This is a genomic window from Lysobacter sp. TY2-98, from assembly GCF_003367355.1.
In the GTDB taxonomy this organism is placed as follows: domain Bacteria; phylum Pseudomonadota; class Gammaproteobacteria; order Xanthomonadales; family Xanthomonadaceae; genus Cognatilysobacter.
This window is the reverse complement of record NZ_CP031413.1, coordinates 3,031,633-3,044,396: the sequence shown is the minus strand read 5'-3', so window position 1 is coordinate 3,044,396 and position 12,764 is coordinate 3,031,633. Positions and strand designations below refer to the sequence as shown.

Here is a 12,764-nt window from a genome sequence, read left to right as displayed (position 1 = left end):
GATTCATGATCCCGACGCGAGCAATGCCCCCCAAGCTCGCAACGCGCCGAGCGGCCGCGGCCCCCTAGACTTCCCCGATGCCGACGCCGCCCGCCCCTCGCCCCGTTCCTGCCGCTGACGCGGTGTGGAAAGTCGCGATCGGCGGCCTGCCGCTGCCACGGCTGTTCGACTATCTGCCGCCTGCGGACGACCCCGGCGGAGACGTCGTCGGCTGTCGCGTGCGGGTGCCGTTCGGGACGCGCGAGCGCGTCGGCGTGATCGCCGCGATGGGTGCGCCGGACGACGAGGGCGCCGAGCTCAAGCCCGCGCTCGCGCGCCTGGACGCGCAGCCGCTGCTCGCCGGCGAGATCTGGGATTCCCTGCGCTGGCTGGCGCACTACACGCACGAGCCGTTCGGCGAGATCGTCGCCACGGCCCTGCCGACGCTGCTGCGCCACGGCGAACCCCTGCCCGCGACGGACCGCATCGGCTGGCGCCTGAGCGCCGCCGGTATCGACGCGCTACCGAAGATGCGTGCGGGGCGACCGCGCCGCCTCGCCGAGCGCCTCGGCGATGGCGCCGTCGCCGAAGATGAGCTGGACAGCCTGCTCGACGACTGGCGCGCCGCGCTGCGCAGCCTCGACGAGCGCGGGCTCGTCGAATCCCTCGTCATGTCGCCCGCCGCGACGCCCGCGCGCGATGGACCCGAGCCCAACGACGAACAGCGTGCGGCGATCGGCGCGATCCTGGACTCGCGCGACACCTTCAACGCGTTCCTGCTCGACGGCATCACCGGCAGCGGCAAGACCGAGGTCTACCTGCATGCGATCGCCGACTGCCTCGCACGCGGCAAGCAGGCCCTGGTGCTGGTGCCCGAGATCGGCCTGACCCCGCAGACCCTCGCCCGCTTCCGTGCGCGCCTCGGCGTGCCCGTGTACGCGCTGCACTCCGGCCTGTCCGACGGCGAGCGCGCACGCACGTGGGCCGCCTGCCTGCGGGGCCAGGCGCGCGTCGTCGTGGGCACGCGCAGCGCGGTGTTCCTGCCGTTGCCCGACGCCGGCCTCATCGTCGTCGACGAGGAACACGACGGCAGCTACAAGCAGCTCGACGGCATCCGCTACCACGCACGCGACTTCGCGCTCTATCGCGGCCATGCGCTTGGCGTTCCGGTGGTGCTCGGCAGCGCGACCCCGTCGCTGGAATCGCTGCGCAACGCGCGCATCGGTCGCTATACGCATCTGCAGTTGCGTCACCGTGCCGGCGTGGCGAAGCCGCCGGCGGTTCGCGTCGTCGACGTGCGCAAGCGCGCGCTGGATGCCGGCCTGTCGAACGAGCTGATCGAGACGCTGTCGCGCACGCTCGCGTCGGGCGGCCAGGCGCTGGTGTTCAAGAACCGGCGCGGCTATGCACCCGTGCTGCTGTGCCACGACTGCGGCTGGACCGCGGAATGCCCGCGTTGCGACGCGTCGATGACGGTGCATGCGAAAGGTCGGCGGCTGCAGTGCCATCACTGCGGCACCGCGCGTCGTGCACCGGATGCATGTCCCGATTGCGGCGGCCTTGCGTTGCAACCGCAGGGTGCAGGCACCGAGAAACTCGAGGAAACGCTCGCCGCACGCTTCCCGCAGGTGTCGGTCGTGCGCATCGACAAAGGCACCACGCGCAATCGCGACGCACTCTCGGGCCACCTCGACGCGCTCGGTGACGGCCCCGGCATCCTCGTCGGTACGCAGATGCTCGCGAAAGGCCACGACCTCCCGGGCCTCACGCTGGTCGCCGTCGTCGGCATCGACGAAGGGCTGTTTTCCGCCGACTTCCGCGCGCCGGAGAAGCTCGCGCAACTGCTCATCCAGGTCGCCGGCCGCGCCGGGCGCGCCGACCAGCCCGGTGAAGTGCTGCTGCAGACGCACCATCCCGATCACCCGCTGCTGCAGACGCTGCTCACCGGCGGCTACACGCGCTTCGCCGACGAAGAACTCGCGCTGCGCGAACACGCGCAATTTCCGCCGTTCGCCTACATGGCGATGTTCCGCGCCGAAGCGCGCGACATGCACATCGCGAATGCGTTCCTCGCGCAGGCACGGGGCCATCTCGAGGCGTCGTCGCCCGGCGGCGTGCTCACCGCGCAGGGCCCGATTCCCGCGCCGATGCCACGACGCGCCGGCTACCAGCGCGCGCAGCTCGTGGTGTCGTCGAACGCGCGTCCTGCGTTGCATGCCGCGCTCGACGCCGCGTTGCCTGCGATCCGCGAACTGCCCGAAGCGCGCAAGGTGCGGTGGTCGCTCGACGTCGACCCGGTGGATCTCTACTGATACTCCGGCGTGGGCCAGGCTGCTCGATGGCACGCCCGCGCGACGCCATGCACAATCCCCGTTCGTATCCGGGAGTTGCCCATGCCGTCCCTGCTCGACCAGCTGCGCGAGATGTCCGCCGTCGTCGCCGACACCGGTGACATCGATGCCATCGCCCGCTTCCGCCCGCTCGACGCGACCACCAATCCGTCGCTGCTGCTGAAAGCCGCCGCGCTGCCCGCGTATGCACCGCTGGTCGACGCCGCGCTTGCATCCGCAGCGGGCAGCGACCACGACGCACGTGTTGCCGATGCATCCGATCGCCTCGCCGTGGCCATCGGCAACGAGATCCTCAAGATCGTTCCCGGTCGCGTCTCCACCGAAGTCGACGCGCGCCTGAGCTTCGACACCGAAGCAACCGTCGCGAAAGCGCGTCGTCTCGTCGAACTCTACGACGCCGTGGGCGTCGGCCGCGATCGCCTTCTGATCAAGATCGCGTCGACCTGGGAAGGCATCCGCGCCGCCGAGCGTCTCGAACGCGATGGCATCCATTGCAACCTCACGCTGCTGTTCTCGTTCGCGCAGGCCATTGCGTGCGCCGAAGCCGGCGTCTTCCTGATCTCGCCCTTCGTCGGCCGCATCTACGACTGGTACATCGCCAACGGCGCCGCCAAGCCCGCAACGCCGCAGGAGGACCCCGGCGTGCAATCCGTCACCCGCATCTGGCAGTGGTACAAACGCCACGGCTACGACACCGTCGTGATGGGCGCGAGCTTCCGCAACATCGGCCAGATCACCGCGCTCGCCGGCTGCGACCGCCTCACGATCTCGCCCGAACTCCTCGCCGAACTGGAGACCAGCGATGCGCTGCTCGACCGCGCGCTCGTCGACGACGGCGCGCGCGAGCCGGCTCCGAGCCACATCAATGAAGCGCAGTTCCGCTGGCAGCACAACGAGGACGCGATGGCGAACGAGAAGCTCGCCGACGGCATTCGCAAGTTCGCGCAGGATCAGCTGAAGCTGGAGCAATTGCTCGATTCGCGAGTACGCTAGCCCAAGCAGGGCCGTATACCGGTGCAGCGATCAAGGCGCTGGCATCGTCGTTAAATGCATGTCATCCCGTAATGGACTTCACAGGAACCGTCATGGATCGATTCTTCCGGCCACTAAGTGTGGCCTGCGTTTCTATAGCGCTGAGTGCCTGCAGCCCGACGTCGACGCCTCAAGGCGACGCCACGCCACCAGCGCCGTCGGCACGCGCAGCAGGCGAGCCGCCCGCTCCGTCCAGCACGCCCGTCGACCACCCCACCGCGAGCAAGGCGGGCGATGTGTTGGCCTGCGCGAGCGACGAGGAACTTCTGTTCGGCTGCACGATCGCGGCGTCCGGCAAGTCGGTGAGCCTTTGCTCGACCGCGAAGACCGCCGCAACAACGCGCTACCGGTTCGGAACGCCGTCCAATGTCGAACTGGAACAGGTCAGCAGCGCGGGCGACACACCGACGTTCTCCCGAACGCCCTTGATGTTCGCGGGCGACACCGGCGGGTATGCGTACTCCTTCCAGCGGGAAGGAACGACCTACGCTCTGTATTCCGTGGCGGGCCGCGATGACCTCGCGCGCTCCGGCATAGCGATCTTGAACGCGGACGGCGGAAAGATCGCCGATCTGCAATGCGCGCCAGACAGCCTCCGGGAAACCGAATCGCTCGACATACTGCGTGCAACGCGCCAGTGGCCGACGGACGCGAAGGTCCAGAAGGCATCGCTCTAAACCCCAAAGCATCGAAAGGATTCGATATGCACTCCAACCCCAACGCTGAGTTCCTGCTGGAAAAGGCACGCCTTGCAGGCATCACCGACCCGCGCGAACTGGCCAACTTCATGGGCCAGATGCAGGTGGAATGCGGCGGTTTCCACCGGATGGAAGAAAGTACGCACTATTCGGCTGAGCGGCTCCTCGAAGTTTTCGGGCCGCACAGGGATCGCAAAGGGCATTGGCATGACGGCCGTAACGGGCTGACGACCATCGACGAAGCGCGCGCGATCACGCAGGGCGGCGATCGCGCGATTGCGAATGCCGTTTACGGCGGCACGTGGGGCGCACGGAATCTCGGCAATATCGAGCCGGACGATGGGTGGCGGTTCCGAGGGCGCGGCTACGTGCAGCTCACCGGCCGTGATCACTACGAGTCGATGGGTCGACGCCTCGGGGTTGACCTGGTCGGTCATCCGGAGCTCGCGGCCGACCGCGACATCGCCGCGCGCATCGCGATCACGTACTGGAACGATCGTGTCCGCCCGAACGGGCACCAGTTTGACGTCGACCTCGCGACCCGGGACATCAATGGCGGCGCGAACGGCCTCGACGCCCGTCGTGGTGCGGCACGTGCGTGGGCGGAGCACCTCGGACATGGTGCACATGCGCAGGGGGCACAGCCGCCTGCGCCGCAGGCCCCGTCGCCAAACGCGCATCAGGCACATCCGGCCGCACATCGGCCGCAGGCGGTGCATCAAGCGTCGACCGCTGGCGAGCGCGAGGCATCGGTGCACGCCATGCAGCTTGCGCTGGACCGTCTTGGCTATCGCGACGCGCATGGCCGGCACATCGCTGCAGACGGCCACTTGGGAGTGCACACCCGCGAAGCGCTGCAAGCCTTCCAGCGCGACCACCACATCGACGACAAGCACGGTACTTTTGGAACGCGGACACAAGCGGCGCTCCACGCTGCCGAGGCAGCGCTCGTCACGTCACCGCCGAATCCGAACCACGCGCTTTTCGAGAACACGCTCGAAAAGGTCCGTGAAGCAGAGCACGCGCGCGGCATCCACTCCGGCCCGCATAGCGAACGCATTGCCGCCGCGCTCGCCGCCGAACTCGTTCGCGACGGCCTCAGCCGCATCGATCGCGTCGAGTTCAACACCAGCGGAACGCTCGTTCGCGGCGTGCAGGTCAGCCCGGTGCGTGACGAGCCGGGTCTCAACCGCGCGACGGATGCCATCAGTGCGCGGCAGGCGTCGACGCAGTCGATCGCCGAGAGCAGTCGCCAGCTGCACGAGGTCGCGGTGAACGTTCAGGCGCAGCGCCAGGATCCGCAGTTCACTCAGGTGCATACAGCACCCGCCCCGTCACTGTCGCACTGACGGGATCGCACGACGCAAAAGCAAACGGCCCGGTTTCCCGGGCCGTTCACGAGAACATCGAATGACGTCGCTTACGCCGCGAACAGCGCGCGCATCTTCTTGAGCGCGTTCGCCTCGATCTGGCGAATGCGCTCGGCAGAGACGCCGTATTCGTCGGCGAGTTCCTGCAGCGTCACCTTCGCTTCGCTGTCGAGCCAGCGACGCTTGACGATGTCGCGCGAGCGCGCGTCAAGCTCGGCCAGGCCTTCGCGCAGCACTTCGAGGTGGTTGTCCTCTTCGTCCTCGCGCTCGTACAGCTGCGACGGGTCTTCGCCCTGCGCGGCGAGGTAGGCAACCGGCGACGGCGGACCGTCCTCGTCACCATCGTCCGGCGCGTCGAAGCCGATGTCACGACCTGACAGGCGCGATTCCATCTCGAGCACTTCGCGCTCGGACACGTTGAGGTCGGCGGCGACCGCGCGCACCTCGTCGGCGTTCATCCAACCGAGGCGCTTCTTGCTCTTGCGCAGGTTGAAGAACAGCTTGCGCTGCGCCTTGGTCGTGGCGACCTTCACGATGCGCCAGTTTTTCAGGATGAACTCGTGCATCTCCGCACGGATCCAATGGACCGCGAACGACACGAGGCGTACGCCCTGATCCGGATCGAAGCGCTTCACGGCCTTCATCAGGCCGATGTTGCCTTCCTGGATAAGGTCACCGATGCCGAGGCCGTAGCCGTTGTAGCCGCGCGCGACGTGCACGACGAAGCGCAGGTGCGAGTGCACGAGCTCACGCGCGGCGTCGAGGTCTTCCTCGTCGCGATAACGGCGCGCAAGGCGCTGTTCGTCGTCGACGCTGAGCACCGGAATGCGATTCACCGCCCCGATATATGCCTCGAGCGAGCCAAGCGGGCTCAGACCCACCGACGCGACGGTCGGCAGGTTGTTGGTGACGAGAGCAGTGGAGGCTGTCTGGGTCATAGGCTCTAGGTTAGCAGTCGGGGTATTCGACTGCTAAAGGGTCTGGAAGTTCCGGACCGTTGCATTCGTGGGACGACGGAGGCGGAAGTCTGACGATCGATTCGTTTGCGTCGCGTAAAACCGGCGGTATGGGACTCAACTCCCGTCATGTGGACCCCAAGGCCGCTTTTCCAGCCCTGACCGATGGCAGGGTCGCCGGTGGACGGCGGCCCACAGCTACACTCCCGCCGGCATGACCAAGCGAACCAAGCCGACCTCGTTCGACATCGCCTACCGGGCCGGCGTGTCCCAGGCGACCGTCTCCCGCGTGCTCCGCGGCAGCCCGCTGGTGAACGAGGAGACCCGCAAGCGGGTCGAGGCGGTCGCCCGGGAGCTCAATTACAAGGTGGACCGCCGGGCCTCGAGCCTGCGGACCCAGAAGTCCGGCACCCTCGCCCTGCTGCTGTTCGAGGACCCGACCCCCGACGAGTCGCACATCAACCCGTTCTTCCTGTCGATGCTGGGCTCGATCACCCGCGCCTGCGCCCGCCACGGGCAGGACCTGCTGGTCTCGTTCCAGCAGCTGTCGGACGACTGGCACTCGGACTACGAGGACTCGATGAAGGCCGACGGGCTGATCCTGCTCGGCTACGGCGACTACGAGCTCTACCGCGACAAGTTGTCGGCGCTGGTCGAGCGCGGCACCCACTTCGTTCGCTGGGGCGCGGTCGACGCCGACCAGCCCGGCGTGTCGATCGGCTGCGACAACGTCCACGGCGGCAAGCTCGCCGGGCAGCACCTGGTCGCCTGCGGCCGGCGCACCGTCGCCTTCCTGGGCCACGCGTCCTCGCATTACCCGGAATTCCTCGACCGCTACCGCGGCTGCGCCGCCGCGCTCGAGGCCGCCGGCCTGAGACTCGATCCGGCTCTGCAGGTCGACGCCGAGACCAGCGAGGAAGCCGGCTACATCGCCGCGACCCAGCTGCTCGCGCGCGGCCGCCCGTTCGACGCGATCTTCGGGGCCAGCGACCTCATCGCCATCGGCGCCATGCGCGCGCTGCACGAGGCCGGGATCCGCATTCCGCACGACGTCTCGGTGGTCGGTTTCGACGACATCCCGATGGCGCGCTTCACCACGCCGCCGTTGACGACGGTGATGCAGGACACGACGAAGGCCGGCCAGCTGCTGGTGGCGACGCTGATGCAGCTGGTGCGCGACGAGCACGCCGAGAGCGCGATGCTGCCGGCGTCGCTGGTGGTCCGCAAATCCTCGTTCACGCTCGGCTGAGCGCGACGCCGATCACTGCCGCGTCTTGCGGCGCTCCGCGTCCTGCAGGGCCGTGCGCAGTTCATCGTTCGTGATCGCGCCATCGAGCACGTAGACCTCGACGCCGTGCGCCGGGACCGTCGCGTCGAGCGCGCCGCCGCGAGCGATCTGCGTCGAAGTACCCGCAAGCTGCGCACGCCACGTGCCCGCCTGCATCCAGCGGTCGACGTGGAACTGCGTTGGCGCGTTGCCCTTGTTGAGCAGCACGAGCGCGGTCTGTTGCGCGTCACCGGTCTGGACCACGCGATAGAACGCCGCGTGGTCGCCCTTGAACTCGAGGTTGAGTTGCAGGCCGCGCTGCAACGCCGGCGTGGCCGCGCGCACTTTCGCAATTCGACGCAGCGCGTCGTGAATCGGATTCTTCTTCGCCTCTTCGATGCGTTGCTGGCCGAAGTAATTGCGGTTGCCGGTGTGCTCGGCGGTCCCGCGTTCGAAGCCGACCTCGGAGCCGTAGTAGATGACCGGGATGCCGCGCGCGGTGAACAGGAAGTTGTGCGCGTCGATGAAGCCCGAGTCCGACGCGTCGAGGCGCGCCATGTCGTGGTTGTCGTAGAACGTCATCAGCTCGTACGGGTTCGTGTACGGGCCATCGGTCAAATAGAGACGTTCGGCCACGCGCTCGTAGCCCTTCTGCTGCGTACCGAACGCTTCGACCAGCCGCTCCTTCAGCGGGAAGTCGAGCATACTGACGTCGGCATTTCGCGGCAGCGTGTGTTGCGCGATCGTCGCGGCGTCATGGTCGAATGCTTCGCCGAACATGAAGAAGCCCGGTCGCTTCGCGCGGATGCGTGCGCTGAATGCGTGCCAGAACGAATTCGGCATCCAGCCGATGGTGTCGATGCGGAACGCGTCGGCGCCCTGGTCGATCCACTGCGAGTACGCGCCCACGAAGTAGTCGAGCACCGCGGGCTCATTCTCGTTGAGATCCGACAGCTGGGCGAGCCCGCCCGACGTGTTGTACCAGCGGTGCAGCGGGTCGTTCTTCGGATCGAGCTTGGCCGGCGGCAGGTTCTGGTGATCGGCGAGGAGTTCGCCATGCGGGCCGTAGATCTTTCCGTACTTCGGCTGGTCCTTCGGCATCGTGTACGCCGGCGAGCCGTGGTTGCAGACGATGTCGAGCACCGTCTTCAAACCATGCTGCTTCAGCCCGGACGTCAGGCCGCGGAAATCGAGGTCCTTGCTCGGCAGATGCTCGTCGAGCACCCAGAAGTTGTCGCCCCAGTACCCGTGATAGCCGGTCTTGCCACGATCGGTCCACATGCCGCCCCACTTCACCGGGTCGCCGCCTGTGAATGCTTCGTCGGGCTGATCGACGATGGGCGTGATCCACACCGCACCGAAGCCCATGTCGCGGATGTAGTCGGCGTTGTTCAACACGCCTTTGAAATCACCGCCCATGTAACCGATGTTGTCGCTATGGCCTTTGGGTGCGCCGGGTGTCGGCCGATCGAATGTGTGCAGCAGCTTGCCGCCCTGCTCACGGTGATCGTTGGACGGATCGCCGTTGACGAAGCGGTCCGTCATCAGGAAGTAGATGGCATCGCTCGCGAACGGCTTGGTGGTGCCGACGAACTGCCGCGCCGACACCGACGCCTCGTCCGCATGCACGCTCGGCAGCGCGAACGCGAGCGCAAGGGCGAGAAGCGCGCGCCTCACGGTGCGGCCGCCAGGCGGGCGTGGCCCTGCGGTTCGCGTACGCGCAGCACGCAGAGGCCCGCGACCACCATCGAGATGCCGCCGATCACGAGTGCGTAAATCGGATGGCCGCCGAAGATCGTTTTCAGCAGGAAGCCGAGCAGGCTCGCCGCGACGAGTTGCGGGATCACGATGAAGAAATTGAAGATGCCCATGTACACGCCCATCTTCTTCGCCGGCACACTGTCGGACAGCAGCGCGTACGGCAGCGACAGGATCGACGCCCAGGCGAAGCCCACGCCGACCATCGACAGCAGCAGCCAGTGCGGATCACGGATGAACATGATCGACACCAGCCCGAGTCCGCCGAGCACGGCATTGATCAGGTGGCTCGTGCGCAGCCCCCAGCGGGCAACCATCTTCGGAATGACGACCGCTGCGATCGCCGCGAACCCGTTGTAGGCGGCGAACAGCACGCCGACCCAATTCGCACCTTCGTTGTATGCGGCGGACGTGGTGTCGGTGCTGTGGAAGTGCAGGTCGGCGACGGCCGGCGTGGTGTAGATCCACATCGCAAACAGCGCGAACCACGAGAAGAACTGCACGACGGCGAGCTGGCGCATCGTCGACGGCATGTCGTACAGGTCATCCATGATTTCGGCGAAGGCGCCGCCAATCACGGAACCGCCGCGCAGCAGCAAGGCGATGCCGTAGGCCGCGACGAGACCGCCGAGGATGTAGAGCTGCTTGTCGAGCCCGCGCAGGTAGACCAGCGCGAGGAGTGCAACACCGACCGAAAGCCAGACGAATGCCGCCGTCCCCATGCGCTTCGCATCGCGCGGGCGCGGCGCGATGACAGGCGCCTCGTCCCAGGCCTGCAGCGTTTCCGGCGGATATTCCTTCGTGCTGATGATCGTCCACGCGATCGCCGCAACCAGCACGACGCCGCCAGCGTAGAACGACCAGCGCACCGTATCCGGCACCAGGCCCGCATCCGCTGTATTGGCGACGCCGAAGTGCGCGAGCACGTACGGCAGCAGGCTGGCGACCACCGAACCCACGCCGATGAAGAAGCTCTGCATCGAATAGCCCGTCGCGCGCTGCTCCACCGGCAACTGGTCGCCGACGAAGGCACGGAACGGTTCCATCGAAATGTTGATCGATGCGTCGAGCATCCACAGCAGGCCGGCGGCGATCCACAGGCTCGGCGAGTTCGGCATCGCGAGCAGCGCGACGGTGGCGAGCAGCGCGCCAACAAGGAAGTACGGACGGCGACGCCCCAGCCTCGTCCACGTGCGATCGGAGAAGTGACCGACGATGGGCTGCACGATCAGGCCGGTGAGCGGCGCGGCGATCCACAACACCGGCAGGTCGTCCATGTTCGCGCCGAGCGTCTGGAAGATGCGGCTGACGTTGGCGTTCTGCAGTGCGAAACCGAACTGGATGCCGAGGAAGCCGAAGCACATGTTCCAGATCTGCCAGAACGAGAGCCGCGGCTTGGACTGCGTGTTGGGATTCATGAATGCCCTGGGTAACGTCGAGTCGTGCGACGAGTGTGACGCGGAGTCCGCGAGAAACCGGTGTGCGCTGCAACATCGATCACGCGCATCCGATCGCCCGCAGACGATGTGCGCGGCATGGTAGACAGCGCCCCGGCTGCACAAATTCCGCTGCAAACGTATTCAACACGGGCGCGCCGCGCACTGCCGTCATCCTCCACCGCCCGCGTGGAATCCTCCCGCGGCATGCGCGGAATGCCGCGCAGCGACCGGACGGTCGTCCATGCATCTGGGGTTGTTGAGGTCTCGATGACGAAGAAGACCTGGTGGCGAGGCGCGGTGATCTACCAGATCTACCCGCGCAGCTTCCTCGATACCAATGGCGACGGCATCGGCGACCTGCCCGGCATCGTCGAGAAGCTCGACTACGTCGCGAGCCTGGGCGTCGACGCGATCTGGATCTCGCCGTTCTTCAAGTCGCCGATGGCCGACTTCGGCTACGACATCGCGGATTACCGCGAAGTCGATCCCATGTTCGGCACGCTCGAGGACTTCGATCGCCTGCTAGCGAAGGCGCATTCGCTGGGCCTGAAGGTGATGATCGACCAGGTGCTCAGTCACACCTCGGCTGAACATGAATGGTTCAAGCAGAGTCGGCAGAGCCGCAGCAACGCGAAGTCCGACTGGTATGTGTGGGCCGACGCGAAGCCCGACGGCACGCCGCCCAACAACTGGCTGTCGATCTTCGGCGGCGTCGCATGGCAGTGGGAGTCACGCCGCGGCCAGTACTACCTGCACAACTTCCTGACCGAACAGCCCGACCTCAATTTCCACAATCCGGCGGTGCAGCAGGCGCAGCTGGAAAACGTGAAGTTCTGGCTCGATCGCGGCGTCGACGGCTTCCGCCTCGACGCGATCAACTTCTGCTTCCACGACGCGCAGCTACGCGACAACCCGCCGAAGCCGGAACACCTGCGCACCGGCCGCGGCTTTTCGCCCGACAACCCGTACGCGTTCCAGTACCACCACTACAACAACACGCAGCCGGAAAACCTCGTCTTCCTCGAGGAGATCCGCGCGCTGATGGACCGCTATCCCGACGTCGCCGCACTCGGCGAAATCTCGTCCGAAGACTCGCTCGCGACGATGGCCGAGTACGTGCGCCCCGGCCGCCTGCACATGGGCTACAGCTTCGAGCTGCTCACCGACGACTTCACCGCCGCCTTCATCCGCGGCACGGTCGAACGCCTGGAAGCGAGTATGACCGAAGGCTGGCCGTGCTGGGCGATCAGCAATCACGACGTGCAGCGGGCGGTGTCGCGCTGGGGCGACGGCCAGGCGAACGACGTGCTCGCGCGTCAGCTCGTCGCGCTCGTGTGCTCGCTGCGCGGTTCGGTCTGCCTCTACCAGGGCGAGGAACTCGGCCTGCCCGAAGCCGACGTGCCCTACGAGCTGTTGCAGGACCCCTACGGCATCGCGTTCTGGCCGACGTTCAAGGGCCGCGACGGATGCCGCACGCCGCTGCCGTGGAACGGCGGCGCGTCCGCCGGCTTCACCGACGGCACGCCGTGGCTGCCGGTCGCGCCGGCGCATACGCCGCGCAGCGTGGCGAAGCAGGACAGCGATCCGTCGTCGGTACTCAACGCCGTGCGCGCGTTCCTGCGCTGGCGTCGCACCCAGGCGCCGCTGGTCGAAGGTGCGATCCGTTTCCTCGACACGCCCGAACCGATACTCGTGTTCGTGCGCGAATACGCGGGCGAGCGCCTGCTCGTCGCGTTCAACCTTTCGGCTGCGGATGTCGCCTGCACGCTCGACGTCGGCGCTGCGACGAAGCTCGATGCACCGGGCGTTGCCGCAGGTCGCGTTGACGCTGGCACGCTGCAGCTGCCCGCCCATGGCGCGCTGTTCGCACGACTCGACTGATCCGGCGCGCGCCGGATCGTTCGACGTGCGGTC

9 protein-coding genes are annotated in these 12,764 nt (G+C 67.0%); 6 read left to right on the top strand and 3 right to left on the bottom strand.

The features are described 5' to 3' along the window. Positions 1–77: 77 nt before the first annotated feature. From DWG18_RS14580 to DWG18_RS14565, 4 genes are all read left to right on the top strand, one after another. A complete protein-coding gene (locus DWG18_RS14580; protein ID WP_115647860.1) occupies positions 78–2,291 on the top strand; it encodes a primosomal protein N' in 2,214 nt (737 codons plus the stop codon). An 81-nt stretch (positions 2,292–2,372) separates the two neighbouring features. Then, positions 2,373–3,323, top strand: a complete 951-nt coding sequence (tal, locus tag DWG18_RS14575) for a transaldolase (protein WP_115647859.1) — start codon at positions 2,373–2,375, stop codon at positions 3,321–3,323. Positions 3,324–3,415: 92 nt separating this feature from the next. Continuing rightward, entirely contained in the window at positions 3,416–4,039 is a 624-nt protein-coding gene (locus DWG18_RS14570; RefSeq protein WP_162823876.1) for a hypothetical protein, read from the top strand. 26 nt (positions 4,040–4,065) lie between these two features. Beyond that, positions 4,066–5,409, top strand: a complete 1,344-nt coding sequence (locus DWG18_RS14565; protein ID WP_162823875.1) for an XVIPCD domain-containing protein — start codon at positions 4,066–4,068, stop codon at positions 5,407–5,409. Between the two features lie 71 nt (positions 5,410–5,480). On the opposite strand, the gene rpoH is transcribed toward DWG18_RS14565, so the two are convergent. Continuing rightward, positions 5,481–6,368 (bottom strand): RNA polymerase sigma factor RpoH, encoded by an 888-nt coding sequence (gene rpoH / locus DWG18_RS14560; protein ID WP_115647856.1) that lies wholly within the window; start codon positions 6,366–6,368, stop codon positions 5,481–5,483. A gap of 232 nt (positions 6,369–6,600) precedes the next feature. Between rpoH and DWG18_RS14555 the strand changes: the two genes are divergently transcribed. Further along, complete coding sequence (locus tag DWG18_RS14555; RefSeq protein WP_115647855.1) at positions 6,601–7,635, top strand: LacI family DNA-binding transcriptional regulator; 1,035 nt, start codon at positions 6,601–6,603, stop codon at positions 7,633–7,635. A 12-nt stretch (positions 7,636–7,647) separates the two neighbouring features. Here DWG18_RS14555 and DWG18_RS14550 read toward each other — a convergent pair whose 3' ends face one another. Both DWG18_RS14550 and DWG18_RS14545 read right to left on the bottom strand, forming a co-directional pair. After that, positions 7,648–9,291, bottom strand: coding sequence for an alpha-amylase family glycosyl hydrolase (locus DWG18_RS14550; protein ID WP_240318668.1), 1,644 nt, complete (start codon positions 9,289–9,291; stop codon positions 7,648–7,650). 35 nt (positions 9,292–9,326) lie between these two features. Further along, positions 9,327–10,829: an MFS transporter gene (locus tag DWG18_RS14545; RefSeq protein WP_115647853.1), complete on the bottom strand. Its 1,503-nt coding sequence runs from the start codon at positions 10,827–10,829 to the stop codon at positions 9,327–9,329. A 288-nt stretch (positions 10,830–11,117) separates the two neighbouring features. Here DWG18_RS14545 and DWG18_RS14540 point away from each other — a divergent pair, with 288 nt between their 5' ends. Then, the gene (locus tag DWG18_RS14540; RefSeq protein ID WP_115647852.1) at positions 11,118–12,731 is read left to right on the top strand and encodes an alpha-glucosidase family protein; all 1,614 of its coding nucleotides are present in this window, start codon (positions 11,118–11,120) and stop codon (positions 12,729–12,731) included. Positions 12,732–12,764 lie beyond the last annotated feature (33 nt).

What these genes read in the sequence shown, in the direction of transcription:
- tal (WP_115647859.1), top strand. Translation starts at nt 2,373, where the DNA reads ATGCCGTCCCTGCTCGACCAGCTGCGCGAGATGTCCGCCGTCGTCGCC.
- DWG18_RS14570 (WP_162823876.1), top strand. Translation starts at nt 3,416, where the DNA reads ATGGATCGATTCTTCCGGCCACTAAGTGTGGCCTGCGTTTCTATAGCG.
- DWG18_RS14540 (WP_115647852.1), top strand. Translation starts at nt 11,118, where the DNA reads ATGACGAAGAAGACCTGGTGGCGAGGCGCGGTGATCTACCAGATCTAC.
- DWG18_RS14555 (WP_115647855.1), top strand. Translation starts at nt 6,601, where the DNA reads ATGACCAAGCGAACCAAGCCGACCTCGTTCGACATCGCCTACCGGGCC.
- DWG18_RS14545 (WP_115647853.1), bottom strand. Translation starts at nt 10,829, where the DNA reads ATGAATCCCAACACGCAGTCCAAGCCGCGGCTCTCGTTCTGGCAGATC.
- DWG18_RS14580 (WP_115647860.1), top strand. Translation starts at nt 78, where the DNA reads ATGCCGACGCCGCCCGCCCCTCGCCCCGTTCCTGCCGCTGACGCGGTG.
- rpoH (WP_115647856.1), bottom strand. Translation starts at nt 6,368, where the DNA reads ATGACCCAGACAGCCTCCACTGCTCTCGTCACCAACAACCTGCCGACC.
- DWG18_RS14565 (WP_162823875.1), top strand. Translation starts at nt 4,066, where the DNA reads ATGCACTCCAACCCCAACGCTGAGTTCCTGCTGGAAAAGGCACGCCTT.